This window comes from Bacillus sp. FAU20, assembly GCF_056033865.1.
The window spans coordinates 1-19909 of sequence record NZ_JBVYHY010000024.1; the positions used below are offsets into that span (position 1 = coordinate 1).

Annotated in this window: 20 protein-coding genes and 1 riboswitch; of the genes, 15 read left to right on the forward strand and 5 right to left on the reverse strand. The window is 33.8% G+C overall.

What is annotated here, in order from left to right:
- The first annotated feature begins 932 nt into the window (after window positions 1–932).
- From AC0OM3_RS20365 to alo, 6 genes are all read left to right on the forward strand, one after another.
- On the forward strand, window positions 933–1610 hold the full coding sequence (locus AC0OM3_RS20365) for a response regulator transcription factor (protein WP_151521622.1): 678 nt from the start codon (window positions 933–935) through the stop codon (window positions 1608–1610).
- 507 nt (window positions 1611–2117) lie between these two features.
- The gene (locus AC0OM3_RS20370) at window positions 2118–3134 is read left to right on the forward strand and encodes a siderophore ABC transporter substrate-binding protein (RefSeq protein ID WP_089148689.1); all 1017 of its coding nucleotides are present in this window, start codon (window positions 2118–2120) and stop codon (window positions 3132–3134) included.
- A gap of 19 nt (window positions 3135–3153) precedes the next feature.
- On the forward strand, window positions 3154–4170 hold the full coding sequence (locus tag AC0OM3_RS20375) for an ABC transporter permease (RefSeq protein ID WP_089148690.1): 1017 nt from the start codon (window positions 3154–3156) through the stop codon (window positions 4168–4170).
- Entirely contained in the window at window positions 4167–5231 is a 1065-nt protein-coding gene (locus tag AC0OM3_RS20380) for an iron chelate uptake ABC transporter family permease subunit (RefSeq protein ID WP_474212848.1), read from the forward strand. The genes AC0OM3_RS20375 and AC0OM3_RS20380 overlap by 4 nt, the downstream gene beginning before the upstream one ends.
- Window positions 5228–5980: an iron ABC transporter ATP-binding protein gene (locus AC0OM3_RS20385; RefSeq protein WP_000590060.1), complete on the forward strand. Its 753-nt coding sequence runs from the start codon at window positions 5228–5230 to the stop codon at window positions 5978–5980. Before AC0OM3_RS20380 ends, AC0OM3_RS20385 begins: the two co-directional genes overlap by 4 nt.
- A gap of 459 nt (window positions 5981–6439) precedes the next feature.
- The gene (gene alo, locus AC0OM3_RS20390) at window positions 6440–7969 is read left to right on the forward strand and encodes an anthrolysin O/cereolysin O family cholesterol-dependent cytolysin Alo (RefSeq protein WP_474213015.1); all 1530 of its coding nucleotides are present in this window, start codon (window positions 6440–6442) and stop codon (window positions 7967–7969) included.
- A 206-nt stretch (window positions 7970–8175) separates the two neighbouring features.
- Here alo and AC0OM3_RS20395 read toward each other — a convergent pair whose 3' ends face one another.
- The gene (locus AC0OM3_RS20395) at window positions 8176–9141 is read right to left on the reverse strand and encodes a DUF4822 domain-containing protein (protein ID WP_208906314.1); all 966 of its coding nucleotides are present in this window, start codon (window positions 9139–9141) and stop codon (window positions 8176–8178) included.
- Window positions 9142–9503: 362 nt separating this feature from the next.
- Here AC0OM3_RS20395 and AC0OM3_RS20400 point away from each other — a divergent pair, with 362 nt between their 5' ends.
- Window positions 9504–9932: an Lrp/AsnC family transcriptional regulator gene (locus AC0OM3_RS20400; RefSeq protein ID WP_000460474.1), complete on the forward strand. Its 429-nt coding sequence runs from the start codon at window positions 9504–9506 to the stop codon at window positions 9930–9932.
- A 36-nt stretch (window positions 9933–9968) separates the two neighbouring features.
- On the opposite strand, the gene AC0OM3_RS20405 is transcribed toward AC0OM3_RS20400, so the two are convergent.
- The gene (locus tag AC0OM3_RS20405) at window positions 9969–10526 is read right to left on the reverse strand and encodes a cysteine hydrolase family protein (protein WP_074593763.1); all 558 of its coding nucleotides are present in this window, start codon (window positions 10524–10526) and stop codon (window positions 9969–9971) included.
- A 477-nt stretch (window positions 10527–11003) separates the two neighbouring features.
- Between AC0OM3_RS20405 and AC0OM3_RS20410 the strand changes: the two genes are divergently transcribed.
- Together AC0OM3_RS20410 and psiE are read left to right on the forward strand one after the other, a co-directional pair.
- Complete coding sequence (locus AC0OM3_RS20410; protein WP_474213017.1) at window positions 11004–11960, forward strand: nuclease-related domain-containing protein; 957 nt, start codon at window positions 11004–11006, stop codon at window positions 11958–11960.
- A gap of 49 nt (window positions 11961–12009) precedes the next feature.
- Complete coding sequence (gene psiE, locus AC0OM3_RS20415) at window positions 12010–12414, forward strand: phosphate-starvation-inducible protein PsiE (protein WP_000834707.1); 405 nt, start codon at window positions 12010–12012, stop codon at window positions 12412–12414.
- Window positions 12415–12462: 48 nt separating this feature from the next.
- On the opposite strand, the gene AC0OM3_RS20420 is transcribed toward psiE, so the two are convergent.
- Window positions 12463–12939, reverse strand: a complete 477-nt coding sequence (locus tag AC0OM3_RS20420; protein ID WP_474212852.1) for a DUF4362 domain-containing protein — start codon at window positions 12937–12939, stop codon at window positions 12463–12465.
- A gap of 284 nt (window positions 12940–13223) precedes the next feature.
- Between AC0OM3_RS20420 and speG the strand changes: the two genes are divergently transcribed.
- From speG to AC0OM3_RS20445, 5 genes are all read left to right on the forward strand, one after another.
- Window positions 13224–13739 carry a spermidine N1-acetyltransferase gene (gene speG, locus AC0OM3_RS20425; protein ID WP_001071092.1) on the forward strand — a complete coding sequence of 172 codons (516 nt, stop codon included), beginning with the start codon at window positions 13224–13226 and terminating at the stop codon, window positions 13737–13739.
- A 437-nt stretch (window positions 13740–14176) separates the two neighbouring features.
- Window positions 14177–15724 carry an ABC-F family ATP-binding cassette domain-containing protein gene (locus AC0OM3_RS20430; RefSeq protein WP_474212854.1) on the forward strand — a complete coding sequence of 516 codons (1548 nt, stop codon included), beginning with the start codon at window positions 14177–14179 and terminating at the stop codon, window positions 15722–15724.
- 5 nt (window positions 15725–15729) lie between these two features.
- Window positions 15730–16923: an MFS transporter gene (locus AC0OM3_RS20435; RefSeq protein ID WP_474212856.1), complete on the forward strand. Its 1194-nt coding sequence runs from the start codon at window positions 15730–15732 to the stop codon at window positions 16921–16923.
- 249 nt (window positions 16924–17172) lie between these two features.
- Complete coding sequence (locus AC0OM3_RS20440) at window positions 17173–17385, forward strand: DUF3955 domain-containing protein (protein ID WP_196478649.1); 213 nt, start codon at window positions 17173–17175, stop codon at window positions 17383–17385.
- 66 nt (window positions 17386–17451) lie between these two features.
- Window positions 17452–17691, forward strand: coding sequence for a DUF3947 family protein (locus AC0OM3_RS20445; protein ID WP_000980932.1), 240 nt, complete (start codon window positions 17452–17454; stop codon window positions 17689–17691).
- A gap of 29 nt (window positions 17692–17720) precedes the next feature.
- On the opposite strand, the gene crcB (AC0OM3_RS20450) is transcribed toward AC0OM3_RS20445, so the two are convergent.
- A complete protein-coding gene (crcB, locus tag AC0OM3_RS20450) occupies window positions 17721–18077 on the reverse strand; it encodes a fluoride efflux transporter CrcB (RefSeq protein ID WP_474212859.1) in 357 nt (118 codons plus the stop codon).
- Complete coding sequence (gene crcB / locus AC0OM3_RS20455) at window positions 18074–18478, reverse strand: fluoride efflux transporter CrcB (RefSeq protein ID WP_000639317.1); 405 nt, start codon at window positions 18476–18478, stop codon at window positions 18074–18076. Before crcB (AC0OM3_RS20455) ends, crcB (AC0OM3_RS20450) begins: the two co-directional genes overlap by 4 nt.
- A 54-nt stretch (window positions 18479–18532) precedes the next feature.
- A riboswitch (Fluoride riboswitch) is annotated at window positions 18533–18592 on the reverse strand.
- Between the two features lie 234 nt (window positions 18593–18826).
- On the opposite strand from crcB (AC0OM3_RS20455), the gene AC0OM3_RS20460 reads away from it, so the two are divergent.
- The gene (locus tag AC0OM3_RS20460; protein ID WP_000714053.1) at window positions 18827–19885 is read left to right on the forward strand and encodes an endonuclease/exonuclease/phosphatase family protein; all 1059 of its coding nucleotides are present in this window, start codon (window positions 18827–18829) and stop codon (window positions 19883–19885) included.
- Window positions 19886–19909 lie beyond the last annotated feature (24 nt).

Here is a 19909-nt window from a genome sequence, read left to right on the forward strand (position 1 = left end):
TCAATAAGAAATTCTTGAGATTTCACTTTTCTGATTAAAAAAGACGACGTATTTAGCGTCGTCTTTTTTAATCGAATATATTTTTTAGAATGTTATTTAGTGAAATAGTGGAACTGTTCATTATATTAATTCCTCATTATTTTAGTTTCAGTACAGACTATCAGATGTACAAAACACGATTATATTTTGAACTACTGACCATTTAACACTCTCAAGGACTGTTTGAAGTGGGGGATTCCTTAGTATAGGCTATCCCCGTAGTTCCTATGGTTAAGAGACGCATTGCTTCGTTTCTAATATTGAGCGCTGCATTTTGTGCCACAAGAAGGGCAATCACACTGACGTTGGTAACTCTTCCTATAATTTTTTCCAACGTTTTTCGTAACTCTCCTTTTAATATAAATTCTCCTCTTAAACCGTTGTTTGTATATCTGTTTCAAGTTTTAGTAATTAATTAGAAATCGCATTTGAGAGAACAGGTATTCTCGGCAAAGTTATGGGTTTATAAACAACTTTTGGCAATAATATGTTTCAAATTATATAAGGAATGGCCCTAAAAATTGCGATTTACGGCAGACTTATGCTGCAAAATAAGGTAAGGTTGTGGTTCTTTTTGTTTTGTGGTTTTATAAAATATTTAAGTTGAGGGGGGTACCCCTGAAATAGAAACTGAATGAATAGTTATTGATGATAAGCAGGTAGATACTATAGCTGCTAGTAAACGCCCAATTGGGGGGGGTATGAAGATTTCACTGTATTCAAATCTTTATATGCTTTGTATTTTTATCCATACCTATTGTAAGATTATATAGAGTTCTCCTAATAAGCTGTTTTTATGGATTATTTAGGAGGTTTAAATTTATAAATCTTAAATTGTTTTTTGGGATAATTTTTATCTAACTAAGTTATATTGAAGTAGAGGTGAACCATCGGTGAAGCAGGTGTTGGTGATTAAAAATGAACGGTCTTCAGCAAAGAAAATTGTAAGCGGTCTAACGCAAGAAGGCTATTTCATTTTAAAACTTCACAATGAAAACGAAGGTTTAAATATAATATATGAACAAGATTGGGATATTATCATATTGGATTGGGATTCATTAAGTATATCTGGACCAGAAATTTGCAGACAAATACGACTTGTTAAAACGACACCGATTATTATTGTGACTGACAATATTTCTAGTAAGGATTGCGTAGCAGGGTTACAAGCAGGAGCGGATGATTATATAAGAAAACCATTTGCGAAAGAAGAATTAGTAGCAAGAGTTCAAGCTATTTTAAGAAGAAGTGATTGTAACCAGCAAAATGAGGTAAACTTTTTTCAGTTTAAAGATCTCTTTGTTGATTCATCTAGCAATATTGTGAAAAAGGGTGGCGAAAACCTCTCGCTTACTAAGCGCGAGTACGATTTGCTTGTATTTTTAATCAAAAACAAAAACACAATATTGAGCCGTGAAATGCTGTTGAATCAAGTTTGGGGATATAACGTAGTAGTAAATCCAAATGTAGTAGATTTATATATTGGTTATGTAAGAAAAAAGTTAAAGTGTGAGAAGAAAGACAGATATATTCAAACGATACACGGCAGAGGCTATTCAATGATTGAATAATAAAAAATGAGTAAAACTATTTCATTCAGTTTTACTCGTTTTTTTATTAAATATGATGATCAAATAGTTCCTGAGAAGTATTAAAAGATGTAAAAAAATATTTCTATCAGGTAATGGATTATGAAAACATTAGCTATTAATGAGCATTTTTTGCAGGGGAAATTATGGTTTATAAGGTGCTCATCTTTTTGGTATTGTGTAGGGAACGATTCTAGCGCGCATTAGTTGAGACCGGATCTAATGAAAGTGTCTACTCGAAAGAAATCGACACGCTCTGAAGAATAAAGGTTAATCAACACGCCTGACTTCATATATTACTTTGTGTGCCTGATTTTATTAATTCACACCATTCACAAGATTTTCACAGAATTAAAGACTATACTAATTAACAGGATGTTCAAATGAAAATGATTATCAATAGCGATTCAATTGAATAAAAGTTACTGTCTAATTCAATCTATGGATGTCATCATTTTCGAAATAAATCACACTATAAGGAGTATACATATGAAAAAATCTATGCTTTTAAAATTAGTGAGTATTCTAGCAATTTTCACTTTAATGTTAGTAGCTTGCTCAGATTCAAGTAAAGAAACTTCGAAGGCTAATAATAAAGGTAATAGTAGTGATAAGCCAAAAACGGTTGAAATCACTGATGCTCATGGAACTGTTAAAGTCCCTGTAAACCCAAAGAATGTAGTTGCTTTGGATAACAGAACTTTTGAAACTTTATCTGATTGGGGAATTAAATTAGCGGCTGCTCCAAAGGATATCATGCCTGCTGATTCAGCATATAAAAAGGATGAAAAAGTTCAAAATATTGGGAATCACCGTGAACCAAATCTAGAAATTATTGCAGCGGCAAACCCTGACCTTGTAATCGTTGGTCAAAGATTTGCTGATCATTACGAAGAAATCAAAAAATTAGTGCCAAATGCAGCTGTTATTGATCTTAATTTTGATGTTTCTGAGAAATCTACTACGCCTGGAAAAAATTTAGTAGATGGACTTAAAAATTCTACAACTACTCTAGGAAAAATCTTTGATAAAGATAAAGAAGCTAAACAATTAGTAGCTGATTTTGATAAATCTATTGAAAAAGCAAAATCTGCTTATAACGGAAAAGATAAAGTTATGAGTGTTATCGTTACTGGTGGTAATATTGGTTTTGCTGCGCCGCACTCTGGTCGTGTTTGGGGACCAATGTATGACATTTTCGGTTGGACTCCAGCGTTAGAAGTTTCAAATTCTACTGCAGGTCATAAAGGTGATGACGTTTCTGTTGAAGCTATTGCACAAACAAATCCTGATTGGCTTTTCGTATTAGATCGTGATGCTGCAACATCTGATGCAGCTAAGTCAACACCTGCTAAGGATGTTATTTCTAAATCACCAGCTCTTCAAAACACAACTGCTGTTTCTAAAAAACAAGTTGTTTATGCACCAGAAGATACTTACACAAATGAATCAATTCAGACTTATGTAGAGTTATTTGGAAATCTTGCAAAAACTTTAGCTAAGTAGTGTAAAGGGGTACGAAACAGTGTCAAAAAATATGATTTCTAGGGTTGAGAATATTTCTCAACCCCAGTTTTATAATCACAATAAAATATGGACAAAACCTTTTATAATAGCGGTTATAGTTGTTATAATTTTAGGGATTATATCACTGTTTACTGGAGTTTATGATATACGTGGACAAGAGGATGGAATGGAGATGTTTTTCATCACTCGTGTTCCGAGAACAGCTGCATTAATGCTTACTGGAGCTGCAATGGCGATGGCAGGGCTCGTGATGCAACTCATTACACAGAATCGCTTTGTTGAACCTACTACAACGGGGACGATTGAATGGTCAGGCTTAGGCCTGCTTTTTGTGTATTTACTATTTCCTGCCCCGACTTTAGTTCAAAGAATGACTGGTGCAATCATTTTTTCTTTTATAGGAACTATGATTTTCTTTCTATTTTTAAGAAGAGTTAAGCTTCGTTCGTCTTTAATTGTCCCGATTATTGGATTGATGCTTGGAGCAGTAATTTCTGCAGTGTCTACTTTTTTGGGACTCCTTTTTCAAAAGACGCAAAGTATTGAAACTTGGTTTGTAGGTTCATTTGCTAACATTCAGGTGGGAAGATATGAATATTTATGGCTGATTGTTATCATTACTTTGCTTATTTTTATGTATGCTAATAGATTGACTTTAGCTGGATTAGGAGAAGATGTCGCAACAAGTCTTGGAGTCAATTACAATAGGATTGTTCTTTTTGGGACTGCTCTTATCTCTGTTGCAGTTGGAATTGTTGCAGCTGTTATTGGACACTTACCTTTCTTAGGATTAATTGTGCCAAATATCGTTTCAATGTTTAGAGGTGATGATCTTAGGAGTAATTTACCTTGGGTTTGTGTGATCGGAATGGGGTCAATAACTGCCTGTGACATCATTTCTCGAACAATTATACAGCCTTTTGAATTACCTGTTTCTTTAATACTTGCAACAGTAGGAGCAGTCGTGTTTATTACTATTTTATTGAGACAAAGAAAACCAAGGAGGCTACGATGATCACATTAGAATATAGAAAAAAAGAAAATGTCGAAATCGATTCTAGCCTTCATAATGAAAGTAGATCAGCTAGCGCTTTTCGGTCTAAGAAGGAAGCAAGACGTTATTGGATTTTACTGATAACATTGATTGCTTTAGGTCTTCTTTCTTCATATGGACTTTTAGTTTATAACAATCCAGTTCCGATAGATTCACCTTCTTTTATCCCAGTCGTTAAGAGAAGGATAGTAGCTATTGTTGCAATGATTATCGCTGCAGTTTGCCATAGCTTGTCGACAGTTGCATTCCAATCTATTACGAATAATAAAATTATTACTCCATCGCTTTTAGGTTTCGAATCACTTTATTCAGCAATTCAAACGAGTACAATATTCTTCTTTGGTGCTAGTGCATTAATAAATTTTAATGGAATTGGATCATTTTTATTTCAAGTTGTTGTTATGGTCTTCATGAGTTTGATACTTTATGGATGGTTACTTTCCGGTAAATACGGGAATTTACAACTTATGCTTTTAGTTGGAATTATTATTGGTACCGGGCTAAATTCAGTTTCAACTTTCATGAGAAAACTACTTGCGCCTTCAGAATTTGATATTCTACAAGCAAGATTATTTGGTTCTGTTAATCATGCAGATCCTGCATATTTTCCTATTGTAATTCCTATGATTATAATTGTAGCGGTATTAATTTTTGCTCATTCTAAGAATTTAAATGTTTTGTCACTAGGAAAGGATGTTGCTACTTCTTTTGGAGTTAAATATCAACCTAGTGTAATTTATACACTTGTATTAGTTGCTATTTTAATCTCCATTTCAACAGCTCTAATTGGGCCACTTACTTTCTACGGCTTTTTAGTGGCAACTTTGAGTTATCAGGCAGCGGCAACTTATGATCATAGATATATTTTTCCGATGGCTTTTGCTATAGGATTTTTAATAATGACGAGCGCATACTTTTTAATGTATCATGTATTCCATGCTCAAGGTGTAGTTTCAGTTATTATTGAATTATTTGGTGGAATTATATTCTTAACTATAGTTTTAAGGAAGAGGGCTTTATGATAAAAATTGATAATGTTAAAAAGTTCTATACTGATAAGGTAAAAATAGGACCTTTGGATATTGAAATACCAAAAGCAGGCTTTACTTCTTTAATTGGACCAAATGGTGCTGGAAAGTCAACGACACTTTTGATGATTGGCAGACTTTTAGATATGGATGAAGGTCAAATTCAGGTAGCAAATATGGATGTTTCTGAATCCAAATCAAAAGACTTAGCAAAAGTTTTGACTATATTGCGACAAGAAAATCATTTTGTAACGAGGCTTACTGTTAGACAATTAGTTGGATTCGGGCGCTTTCCTTATTCAAAGGGAAGATTAACGAAAGAGGATGAAGCTATCATTTCTAAATATATCGACTTCCTAGATTTAACTAATTTAGAGAATAGATATTTAGATGAGCTTTCTGGTGGTCAAAGACAGAGGGCATACGTAGCGATGGTATTGTGCCAAGAGACTGAATATGTACTTTTGGATGAGCCTCTGAATAACCTGGATGTTGCTCGATCTGTTCAAATGATGGAGCATTTGAGACGTGCAGCTAATGAATTTGGAAGAACAATTTTGACTGTTATGCATGACATAAATTTTGCAGCCAAATACTCTGATAAAATTTGTGCTATGAAAGATGGACAAATTGCTGCTTTTGGAACAGTAGAAGAAGTTATGGACTCAACACTTTTGACAGATATTTTTGAAACAAGAATAGAAATTATTAAAGGTCCTTATGGGCCAATCGCTGTTTATTAGTTATAAAATGTAAAAAATACTGTAGCTTGCGTAGATTATGCAAGCTACTCTAGTTGAAGTTGCTGTCTATATTTTATAGGCAGCAGCTTTTTTTATGTGACTACTCATAAAATGCAAAAGAATGCTTCACCTTTTCAAGTATGTACCAAACGAAAAAAATATCTCTGTATAACTTTTTAAAAGAATTCAGCTTGTTTTTTTTATATGTAATATTGCATACCAGAGTGTATTGATAAAAGTGTAAGGGGTCACTATAATGAGGGCATAAAGATAAATTACATTTTCGTAGCAATAAAAAGGAGGAAATAATATGGAAATCGCAATGGCAGTATTAAAATTTGTAGGTGGCGTAATCCCGTTAATTCAAGAACTTTTAAAAGCATTTATGTAAGTTTATTAGTTAGCTATCATTTATCAATCATTATCATATTTTACTAAAAAAAGAACGGGGTAATTTTTCTGAATATTAAGAAAAACACTAAAAGAAGAAAGTTCCTTGCATGTTTATTAGTCAGTCTATGCACTATTAATTATTCATCTATTTCCTTCGCAGAAACACAAGCAAGTAATGCAACTGATGTAACCAAAAATGCTAGTGGCATTGATACTGGTATAGCAAATCTTAAATATAATAATCAAGAGGTTTTAGCTATAAATGGTGATAAAGTAGAGAGTTTTGTTCCGAAAGAAAGTATCAATTCAAATGGTAAATTTGTAGTGGTGGAACGCGAGAAAAAATCACTTGCAACGTCACCAGTCGATATTTCAATTATTGATTCTGTAGTGAATCGCACGTACCCAGGAGCTGTACAACTTGCAAATAAAGCTTTTGCAGACAATCAACCAAGTTTATTAGTGGCTAAGAGAAAGCCTCTGAATATTAGTATAGACTTACCGGGTATGAGAAAAGAAAATACAATCACTGTCCAAAATCCGACATATGGTAATGTAGCTGGAGCAGTAGACGATTTAGTATCTACTTGGAATGAAAAGTATTCTACAACACATACGTTACCTGCAAGAATGCAGTATACGGAATCTATGGTTTATAGTAAATCACAAATCGCAAGTGCTCTTAATGTTAACGCTAAATATCTTGATAACAGTCTAAACATTGATTTTAATGCGGTTGCAAATGGAGAGAAAAAAGTGATGGTTGCCGCATATAAGCAAATATTTTATACGGTAAGTGCTGAACTACCTAACAATCCATCCGACCTTTTTGATAATAGTGTTACTTTTGATGAGTTAACTCGAAAAGGCGTAAGTAATTCGGCTCCACCTGTTATGGTTTCAAATGTAGCTTATGGTAGAACGATTTATGTAAAATTAGAAACAACATCTAAGAGTAAAGATGTACAAGCTGCTTTTAAAGCCTTACTTAAGGATAACAGCGTTGAAGCAAGTGGACAGTATAAAGATATTTTTGAAGAAAGTACCTTTACTGCTGTAGTATTAGGCGGAGATGCGAAAGAGCATAACAAGGTTGTTACTAAAGATTTCAATGAAATCCGAAATATCATTAAAGATAATGCTGAATTAAGTCTTAAAAATCCAGCATACCCAATTTCATATACAAGTACTTTCTTAAAAGATAATGCAACTGCTGCTGTTCATAACAATACAGATTATATTGAGACGACAACTACAGAATATTCAAGTGCTAAAATGACACTTGATCATTACGGTGCTTACGTTGCTCAATTTGATGTATCTTGGGATGAATTCACATTTGACCAAAAGGGTAACGAAGTACTAACACATAAAACATGGGATGGTAGCGGAAAAGACAAAACGGCTCATTACTCTACAGTTATCCCACTTCCACCGAACTCAAAAAATATAAAAATTGTTGCAAGAGAATGTACAGGTCTTGCATGGGAATGGTGGAGAACAATTATTAATGAACAAAACGTTCCATTAACAAATGAAATAAAAGTTTCAATTGGAGGAACAACATTATACCCAACAGCTAGTATTAGTCATTAAGTATAAAAAAAGCGCCCTATAAGTAGGGCGCTTTTTACTTAGTCACAAATTTTATTTTGTATCGGTATGTTTTTAGGTTTTGTAAATCATCAACTATAAGGTGGGAATATTGTGAAGACGAAAAGCTACATGTTTTTCGTCTTTTCGTTCTCTTGCTTAATAAGAAAGATCCTGTAACTCAGTACAGGCTCTTTAATCAAACGTTTTTAAAAGCTAAATTGTGGTTTCATATCACCTTTATAAGGTTCATGTTCAACGAATATAGTTATATCGTTACCAGCTTGGTCTTTACCAGTTCTTTTATACGTAAATTTATTCTTATTTAGTTCAGTAAGTTCAAGAGCAGCACCGTATTTGTTATTTCCAATTGAAACATGGGCTCTTATTTTATTTTCGTGTACAACATCGAAGTAGCCATAATCACCGCGGCTTTGACCTGTTTCGCTATTGAAGAACTCATATTTATTAGATTTTTCATCAAATTTTGCTAGACTTATAAAATTCGAATTAAACTGTGTTACATCGTTACCAGCTTCGTCTAATACCTTTGTTCCGTGCCAAAGGGTACCGCCTAAAATTTTATCTCCATCAACGTTTTTAACAATATCTCCTGTAGTCGTGTTCAGCTGCTTGTCAGGATCAGTGAAAGAAAGTTCTTTTTCTTTATATGGAACATGTTCAACGAAAACTTCTACATCTTTACCGTTAGCGTCTTTCCCCATTCGTTTATAAGTAAATACATTTTTATTTAGTTTTGTCATGTCAACGACAGCTTGATACTTCATTGATTCTGAAATTAATATTCTCTTCTTCCCATCATTTGTGACAAAGAATGTTCCTTTATCGCCACGACTTGCACCTGTTTTAGCATCGAAAAATTCATATCTGCCTGACTTCGCATCATATTTTGCTAGACCAATGAAGTTTGCATTCTCTTTTGTTAAGTCATTCTTATCTTTGTCATACACTCGTGTACCTTGCCAATTCGTCTCGCTAAGAATATTAGCCATTTTTTGCCCTTTAGTTAATTTGTTTTCCTGTTTTGTTTCTTTAGCAACTTGTTCTTGTTTTTGTTTCCCATGATTTTCTTCAGCTTTAGTACCAGCACACCCTGTTAATGCTAATGTGAATCCGAGCAGTATGGATGATAGTGTTTTTGTTTTTTTGTTCATGTTTTATCGTCTCCTTATTTTATAATTTTAAGTAGTACGGTTTGCGATTATAGTAGCAGTGCGTCATATATAAACTTAGTTGCTACGTTTCTTATGTTAATACTCGACTATAAACTGCCTCTAAATAAAACATTAAAAAAAGATAAACTAATTCCTAAAAAATGTTCATATTTATAAAAAATCGCTAGCTTGTTGTAGTGCCTACGAGTAATCCAACAAATACATTGTAATGAAGAAGGAAAGTCGTTAACAATAATGTAATTCCTAATGGAGCCAATCGATTGTATTGCAAAATTTTCGAGCTAAACTGTAGGGGAAATGAAGATTTTATAGAATTCGTTTCGTATAGGAAGGGGATGTCCATGTTTGATTCAACAGATTTTAAGATTATACAATTACTACAAGAAAACGCTAGAATGAACTGGAAGGAAATTGGGGAGATAGTACATTTGACTGGTCAGGCTGTCGGGAAACGAATTCATAAATTAGAAGAGGCAGGTGTCATTCAAAAATATACGATAAATATCAACAGGGCTAAGCTAGAAGGATCTATTATGACCTTTGTTACACTATTTTTGCATGCACCGCACTATCATAATCAAATTCAAAACTTTTTTGAAAAAACGGACGTAATTACTGAAATGTATCGTATAAGCGGCGATGGGTGCTATGTCATGACTCTTCACACATCTTCGCATCAGCAATTAGAAGAGGCTCTTGCAGATGTTTTACATTATGGTGATTATCGTATAAATACGGTCATTAAGACAATGGAAAAAAAGAAAGAATAAGATATTTATCCTTTCTTTTTTTTGAACTGTAATTTTTTATTTGCTCTTGTTTATAAAACAGTTTGCTGACATGACTGTTGCATAAATATCACCAAACTCTAATGCACTCATGAACGATTGATGAGCGTGTACTGCGGGGATTAGATTTCCTTGGAATTCTAAATCTTTTGTTGTACAAGCATTTTCAATTACAATACATTGAAATCCGAAGTCACTGGCAGCGCGCACTGTTGCATCAATACATACATGAGTCATCATACCGCAAATGACTAGTCGGTCTATTTTCTCTGTCTGTAATGTTTCTAATAAATTTGTTCTTAAAAAACTGTTAGGGTGATGTTTTTGAATGACTCTTTCGTTAGCAATTGGTTGTACATCATCATAAATTTGAACACCTATTGTATCGGATAAGAAGAAAGTAGCTCCTTCATTGTTCGCAATATGTTGTACGTGAATAACTGTTTTATGTTTTTCACGAAATGCTTTCAAAACTTCTTTCGCTTTTTGTGCGGCTTTTTCAGGTTGATGTAATTCCATATTGCCACCTTCAAAGTAATCATTTTGTATGTCGACTAATAGTAACGCTTCGTTCATAGTTAATCCCCCCACATATATTTGTACAGTACGTTGTTTGTACTGTACCGTTATTATATAAAGTGTAGGTATGCGGAAGTAATAGCGTTATGAAACGATTTTAACGTATATAGTTTCATTGTGAAAAAGGTGAAAGTTGGTATAGGCACAAATGGATTTTGTGGAATTCATGGCAAAGTTATAGGTAGAGTGGCGTTGTAGGATAAAAACCATAACTTTGCTGGAGGATCGGGTTATGGTTTTTTTATGAGGAAATGCGATTTTAAGTTTTTGCTGAAGGTGTTTTTCTAGGATATGCTGTGAGTGATTGAAGTGAGGTAGTGTCGGATATTGTCGACCGATCGATATATTAGAAAAATCGTTGATATATTGTAAGTTATGATAGATATATTGGAAAAATCGTTGATATATTGCTAGTTGTGATAGATATATTGAAAAAATCGTTGATATATTTGTAAAGGGGTGTTTGAGGTGATTGTGAAAGAAAGAAAAATACCGATTTATATAAGACAGTTAGAAGCGCTTCTTAGAAGGTTACCTGTACATCATCCGAAACGAAATATAATTGGAGAAAACTTGGCAAAACACATGGCGGGGTATAAAGGGGAGCAAGCGATTGATTATCCACTTAGTTTTATTTCTGAGAAAGAGTACAGTGTTTTACATGATGTTCGCTTATCTAATCATGATCAATACTTTCAAATTGATACTATTATCATTTCCACAAAGTTTCTTCTGTTTCTTGAGATAAAAAATATAGCAGGTACATTAATATTTGATACAAAGTTTAATCAACTTATCCGAATAACAGAAGGAAATTCAGAGGGATTTCCAGACCCTGTTTTACAAATAAAAAGGCAGGAAATACAACTTAAAAAATGGTTAAGCTTACATGGATTTTCTTCTAGTCTTCCAATCGAGTCCCTCGTTGTTATTAGCTCGCCTCGTACCATTATAAAATCTTCAGATGACAATCTTCTTCATACAATTATTCATAGTGCAAATCTACCTCATAAAATAAAGTGGTTTGAAAGTAAATATAAGAAAAAAGTTATAGATAATGTAGATAGGCTCATTCATCAAATAATAGCGGAGCATTCTCCACTTCAACAAAATATACTTGAGCAATATAAAATAGAAAAAGAGGAGTTGCTAAATGGAGTGCAATGTGAGAAATGCTTAGTTATTCCAATGGTTAAAGTTAAGAAGGGTTGGCGTTGTACAAGTTGTAAAGATTTTTCAAAAGTGGCACATGAGGGTGCTACACGAGATTATGCATTGCTCATTAGTACGACATGTACGAACGGTAATTTGAAAGAGTTTCTCCATGTTTCGTCAGGTATGGTTGTAAACAGAATTCTCCACACACTAAATCTGGCCTATACTGGCAACAACAAAGGACGAATATATGATTTAACTTCTTTCCAATCGTAATTTTGCTATAATAAATAAGTACTTATACGAAGGGGAGTTTAAAGATAAAATGAAGTCGTTTAATATCGATCATGTTATAGCTAGTATTTTGCAATGGATATTAAATATAGCTTTAATTATATTATCCATTGTGTTATCGATTTTCTTAGTGAATGAGACGATCACGTTTGTGCAGTATATTTTTTCGTCAAAAGAGTATACGTCTTATAAATTGGTTGAAAGTATCATCGTCTATTTCTTATACTTCGAGTTCATTGCATTAATTATTAAATATTTTAAATCGAATTATCATTTCCCGTTACGTTATTTTATTTATATCGGAATTACGGCTTTAATTCGGTTGATTATTGTGTCTCATGAGGAACCGATGGAGACGTTATTATACGCGGGAGCAATTCTTGTTTTAGTTATTGCTTTATACATATCGAATATGAGAGATTTGAGAAAAGAGTAGTAGTGCAGACGTAAGTTTGCACTACTTTTTTATGTGGAATTTTCCACCCTATGATTTTGGGGCTGTAATCAAATGAATAGTGTCAGGACATTCTAATTTATAAGTTACTTTGTTGTCTTCAATATCTTTCTTTATCTTTTGACATGTAGTATTCGAATATTGTATCTCTTGGTTTTTATTAAGTTTCTCATTTGTTTTTGTGTAGTCGACATCATAATAGACGGAGGTAGATTCCTTTTCTTTTTTTACAGTTAAATCAATAATAATAGGCTCGTTCTTGTTATTAAATTTAGTAATTCTAACTGAATCGTCTTTATTTGAATTATAGTTTTTTACGAAAGTATCTAATTTCTCTATGTTATAAACTTCATCGTTTTTCTCAATAATATCACCACGTTTTTTGGAAGCCTCAAAAGTATATGTCTCGTTTATATCGTTTTTTTGCTCATTATTAGTACAACCAATAAGAGTAAATAAGGCTAATGAGATTACAGATAACGCATATTTTCTATATTGTATACTCATAGATTCAGCTCCTTTTCTTAATTTTTAACGATGATATATTTATAATTTTATTTTATCTTACTGAGCTTTTTGGAAAGCAAAAAGACTGTTCTTTTTTAGTTAAGTTACTGTAAATACCTACATTCTTTATTAATTAGTTATAAATTTCGGCATAATATTTTTACATTAGTTTTTACATCTTGACCTTCAAGTTGCTTGAAAGTTTACAATGAAATTAGGGCGTTTGAAATCGAAAAAAATTGAGAAATTAAGTGAAGAGGTTTTTTTACTTGGAGGTTATAGGAATGAATCAGGAATTGAAGTTACGTCCATTAGAACGAGAAGATTTAAAGTTTGTACACGAACTGAATAATAATGCGCACATTATGTCGTATTGGTTTGAAGAGCCATATGAGGCATTTGTGGAGCTGCAAGACTTATACGATAAACATATACATGATCAAAGCGAACGCCGATTTATCGTTGAGAAAGACAATGAAATGGTTGGATTAGTTGAGTTAGTAGAAATTGATTATATTCATCGTAGAACAGAATTCCAAATTATTATTGATCCGAATTATCAAGGATATGGTTATGCAGTGGATGCGACGCGTTTAGCAATGGATTACGCTTTTTCTGTACTAAATATGCATAAGATATATTTAGTTGTGGATAAGGAAAATGAAAAGGCAGTACATGTTTATAAAAAAGTTGGGTTTATGGTAGAAGGTGAGCTTATCGATGAGTTTTTCGTTGATGGTAACTATCATAATGCGATAAGAATGTGTATGTTTCAGAAGCAATATTTTGAAAACAAGTAGTTGAAAGATTCAGAAGTAATGTTGACGCTTCGTAAAACCGTATGCTAAAATCCCTTTTAAGTATTAAGGAAGGTGCAGAATATGCTTTATATAAAATTTGTAAAACTCATTAGAAAACTTTGCTCCGCACAAATGTATACGGTGAAGCGTTGTACGGAGCTTAATCAAGGGGTTTAAATCCCCTATATTCATCGGCTGAATAACTTTTCGAAAAAAGTATAGTATATCTATGCTTATTTCGTTATGGTTTTTCAGCTGGTGTATAAAATAGATTAAGGGGCCATAGACAATGCTTTGTCTATGGCCCTTTGTGTATATTATTCCGATGAGTCTTTACTGTAAATTGGAGTAGTATAGGAAAAACCACGAAGCAGAGGGCTAGTGTCGAATGACGCTATCTCTCTGCTTTTTTTAATTTCAGGAAAAGAGGAATAAAAATGAGTTTACTTAAAGTTGAAAGTTTATCACATAGTTTTATAGATAAAGTATTATACGAAAATGCTTCTTTTGATTTGCATAAAGGGGAGCATATGGGAATTGTTGGACAGAATGGTGCAGGAAAAAGCACATTAATGAAAATAATAGTGGGGGAAATTATTCCTGATAAGGGAGACATAAAGTGGCAACCCAATATTCAAATTGGGCATCTTGATCAATACGCTGAAATTGATGAGGGTTATACCATTTCACAATATTTAAAGAGAGCCTTTTATGATTTGTATGAAATGGAAAAGAGAATGAACAAGTTATACGAAGAAAGTGCGATGACTGGAGATGAGAATCAACTACTAAAAGCAGCTGAAATGCAAGAGCAGCTGGAGGCTCGTGATTTTTATTCAGTAGACAGCGTAATAAATAAGGTGGCAGCTGGTCTAGGTATTGATGTGATTGGGATGGATCGTGTTATTGGTAAATTAAGCGGAGGTCAGCGTGCAAAGGTAATTTTAGCGAAGCTCTTATTAGAAGAGCCTAATATTTTATTACTAGATGAACCGACGAATTTTCTCGATAAGGAGCATGTGGAGTGGCTTGCTAATTATTTAATGAAGTTTGAAGGAGCGTTTATTGTCGTATCACATGATTTTGATTTTTTGGAAAAAGTAACTTCTTGCATATGTGATGTAGAGTTCGGAACGGTTAAGAAGTATTATGGCAAATACTTAGATTTTGTAAGACAAAAGGAGCATTTGCGAAAAGATTATATTCGCCAATATTATGCACAGCAAAAGAAAATTGAAAAAACGGAAGAGTATATTCGTAGAAATATTGCCGGGGTGAATTCAAAAATAGCGCAAGGTCGTCGAAAACAATTGCAGCGTATGGAAAGAATTGCGCCACCAAGTTTTACTCATAAACCGTCTATTCATTTTCAGGAACTTCCCATTTCAGTTCAGACAGTTCTTGAAGTAAATAACCTTGAAGTTGGTTATGACTTCGCTCTCTTACCAAAGTTGGATTTTTCAGTAATGGGTGGGCAAAAACTTGTTATTACAGGTTTCAATGGAGTAGGGAAATCTACTTTATTAAAAACAATCGTTGGAAATATTGCTAGTATTTCTGGAGAGTTTCACTTTTCAGAGCAAATAAAGATTGGATATTATGAGCAAGATTTAAATTGGAGCAATGATTCTTTAACTCCGCTTCAAATTATTTCAGAACAGTTTCCTAAACTGAATATGAAGGAAATACGCCATCATTTAGCTGCGTGTGGTGTGAAGGATACGCACGTTTCGCAAGAAATTCGTACGTTAAGTGGTGGTGAACAATCGAAGGTGAAACTGTGTGGATTATTACTATCACCTTGTAACTTCTTAATTTTAGATGAGCCGACAAATCATTTAGATGCAGAAGCGAAGGAAGCTTTACAAAAGGCGCTAATTAAGTTTAAGGGCAGCATTATACTCGTATCTCACGAAGCGAGTTTTTATCTTGATTGGGCAGATAGCATTTTTCATATAGAGACGGGATTAGTTAATGGGGTGTGAAACATATGAGTGAAAACAATTGGAAAACGAAAATTATATTATTTTTGACCGCTCAAACTATTTCGTTGTTCGGTTCCTCTCTCGTGCAATACGCGATTATATGGTATATCACCCTTACAACATCATCAGGAGTGATGTTGACTATTTCAACTGTTTGCGGTTTTCTACCACAAATTGCGATATCTTTGTTTGCAGGTGTTTGGATTGATCGTTATGACCGCAAAAAGATGATTATGTTATCGGACGGGATTATAGCGATTGCGACGTTAGTTTTAGCAATTTTATTTTTAACAGGATATAAAAGTATTTGGTTACTTTTTATTGTGTTACTCATTCGTTCAGCTGGAACAGGAGTACAAACGCCAGCTGTGAATGCATTAATTCCGCAAATCGTTCCGAAAGAGTATCTGATGAAAGTAAATGGAATAAATAGCAGTATTACATCTTTAATTATGTTTCTTTCTCCAGCAGCAAGTGCGGCGATTCTTTCTATTGCCAGCATTGAAACAACATTTTTTATTGATGTTATTACAGCTATGTTTGGAATTAGTATTATGTTTGTCATTCAGGTGAAAGGACATGTGAATGTAGAGAGTAAGCAAAAATCTAATCTACAAGGAATTAAAGAAGGGTTCTCTTATTTAAAAGGAAATGTATTTATTAAAAGGCTAATCGTTTTATTGATTATCGTCATGATTTTAATAAGTCCAGCTGCTTTTTTAACACCTTTAATGGTAACTCGTTCTTTCGGGGCTGAAATGTGGAGACTTACTGCTAGTGAGATGACCTTTAGTGCGGGTGCGGCAGCTGGTGGCATATTGATTGCGGCATGGGGTGGTTTTCGTAATCGTATGCATACAACAGCGCTAGCTTGTGCATTATATGGACTGCTTATGATTGGACTAGGGATCGCTCCGGTATTTATTATGTATTTAGTATTTAACTTTTTAATTGGTATAACAATGCCGTGCTTCAATACACCAGTTACTGTGTTATTGCAGGAGAAAGTAGAACCATCAATGCACGGACGGATGTTTAGCCTTGTACAAATTGCGAATTCATGTGCGCTTCCTTTAGGAATGATAATATTTGGTCCATTGTCGGATATGTTTAGTGTAGAGATTTTGTTAATTTATGCTGGGATATTTGTGCTATTTTGCGCAATGTATGTTGTATTAAGCAAGAGGTTTGAAGCGTAAAGATTTATTCCGTTATTTGCGAGTCGGGCTGCCCGTAAACGCCCAATTGGTGAGAGCTGATTAAAGTTTCACTTTATAATTTAGAAGGTTTGCAAAGTGATTTAAGATGCTTTGCAAACCTTTTTGTTATTAGTCTAATCAATAAGTATTTATTGTTAAACGATAAATACTTATTGACTGTTAATGCCATTTTAGATAATATGATGTTAACGATCCAAGGAGAATTACACGAGTAGAGGAGAATTTGAAATGAAAAATAAATACGTAGTAGCTATTTCTTTCATGATTTTAGCAATTATTTCTTTAACTATACATGCTTCAAACAGTAAAGTAGGAGCGGATGGATTCCTTGAAGAACCTTTCTTTTTCCTAGTACCGATAAGTTATGTATTGTTCCTTAGTGGTATTGGTGTATTATTATTTGGATTTATTACTTCAAAGCTGAAAAAGGACAATAGATAGGGACAAAACACTCACTATGAAATAGAAACATACCATATGGAAGAAAAAGAATAAGTGAGATGAATCATGATGAACCATCATTTTTATAATGGAAGACAAGTAGGAGCAGCTATTACTTTGGCTGGGGCACAGGGAACTATTCATGCTGTGAATCAAGCTATTCAAATGCAACAACAAGCATATTTTGCACAAATGATGCAAAGTCAGTATATGCCGTATTCACAGCTTCCGATGCAAATTGTACATTACGATGTACATCCAGCTGGTTTATTTTCCATTCCATATGGCGGGACATACTTCTTATGAAAGAAAGCGACTGGTTAGAGTCGCTTTTTTTATGTTCCGCCTAGCTTTATTCCAAGGAATGCAAAGGCGATACCAATTATGTAAGTAGCGCTTAAGTATAAAAGGAATGTGCTAAAGTTTTTACGATTGAGGAGTTGAACAGATTCTAGTTTAAACGTCGAAAATGTTGTGAATGCCCCCATAAATCCAGTACCTAATAGTAGTTTCCAGCCTGTAGTGACCCCGTTTCCAATTATATATCCAAGTAAAAACGCCCCTGTTATGTTAATAAGGAATGTAGCAAGTGGGAATTGTGTTTTATTTCTTTTCTTAAACCAATTGCTAATTGCAAATCGTGTAATCGCACCGAAAAATCCTCCTGTTGCGACTAATAAAGCCTCTATCATGAGTAATCACCTTCCGTAAGAGATTTCTTAATTAAGAAATCTCCAAGTGTATAGCCAAGACTAGACATAATGAGGCCACCAAGTATGCTACATGATACATATAAGAAGGCTATACTCCACTCAGAATGATTGATCAATTGCACAGTTTCTACACTAAATGTTGAAAAAGTTGTAAAGGAACCGATGAATCCAGTCCCGATGCCTGTGATAATCTCTGAAGGTAAGATGTTTAGCCGAGCGATATAAGTAGTTAGCCACGCTAAGAAGAAGCAACCGGTTAAGTTAATGAGTAATGTTGCTAATGGAAATGAATGATGCCAAAATGTGGTGATATTAAGACCTAAATAATAACGAGAAAGAGCTCCTAATATACCGGCAATGCCGACGATAATATAAATCAATTTTCTCACCTCTTTAAATAGCTTACTCAAAAAAATAGACTCCTACCAGTATATATACTGGTAGGAGTCATTAGCTAAGCAGCGTTTATGGCGAACTCCATCGCCTATGATTATTACATATAGTGTACTAAAAATACCGTTTAATTTCCAGTGAGGAGGTAGGTGTAACTTTTCTTTTTTTTTGATGTCTGAAGGTTTTTTAAGTAATTAAAATGGGATTGATTACTCATCAACTAAATATAATGATATACGGTTTTAATTATGATAAAATGTTTCTTATGTGTGTCGTTTTGTTTTATTTGACTGAAAATAAAGAAAAATAAATTCGCGTGAAAAGGAGTCATTTATTTGAAGAAATTTTTAAAAATCGTATTTACATGTGTTTTAGTGGTAGCGGGCATTGTAGGGGGATTTCTAGCGTATATGACACTTACTAAAGAACAGCCTGTTGATGTTATAGCCTTGAAGGTGGAGAATAATAAGGAGCGCGTATTAGCGACTGGACATGAATTTAAAGTTACAACATTTAATATTGGATATGCTGGATTAGATAAGGATCAAGATTTCTTTATGGATGGCGGAAAGGGATCTGGTTCAAGTAGTAAAGAGCAAACGGAAACTAATTTAAAGAATATGCTTTCGTTTTTACAAAATGAGAATAGTGATTTTGCACTATTACAAGAAGTTGATATAAAGTCACTTCGTTCATTTGATGTAAATGGACATGAATTTTTGAAAAAAGGATTACCTGATTATGTTTCGTCATTTGGCAAGAACTACGATACGAAATGGGTTCCAGTGCCAATAACAAATCCAATGGGATATGCGGAGGCTGGATTAAGTACGTTTTCTAAATACACTGTTCAAGAAGCGAAGAGGTTCCAGCTTCCTGGAATGGAGCCTTGGCCAAAGCGTTTGTTTGATTTAGATCGAGCAATTGTGGAATATAAAATTCCTGTTAATAATGGGAAACATGTTAGACTCGTAAATTTACATTTGTCTGCTTATGATGAAGGCGGGAAAATTAGAAAACAGCAAGTAGAGTATTTAAAAGAATATATGAACAAACATTATGAAAAAGGTGATTACGTAATAATGGGTGGAGATTGGAATCAATTAGTTTCGAACGCTCAATTAAGTGATCCGAAGTTCGTGAAAGAGCGTCCTGAGTGGTTAGTAGAGTTACCGAAGGACTTTACGGACGGTGGCTTTAAGTGGGCTGTAGATCCGTCTGTTATGACTGTGAGAGATGATGTGAAGAAATATGTAGAAGGTGAAAATTTCGTTACTATTATTGATGGCTTTATCGTTTCACCGAATGTAGAGATTGTAAATGTACAAGGGAAAGATTTAAAGTTTGAAAATAGCGATCATAACCCAGTGAGTGCGGTATTTAAACTGAAGTAATTGATATGTATAAGTAGAAGGTGG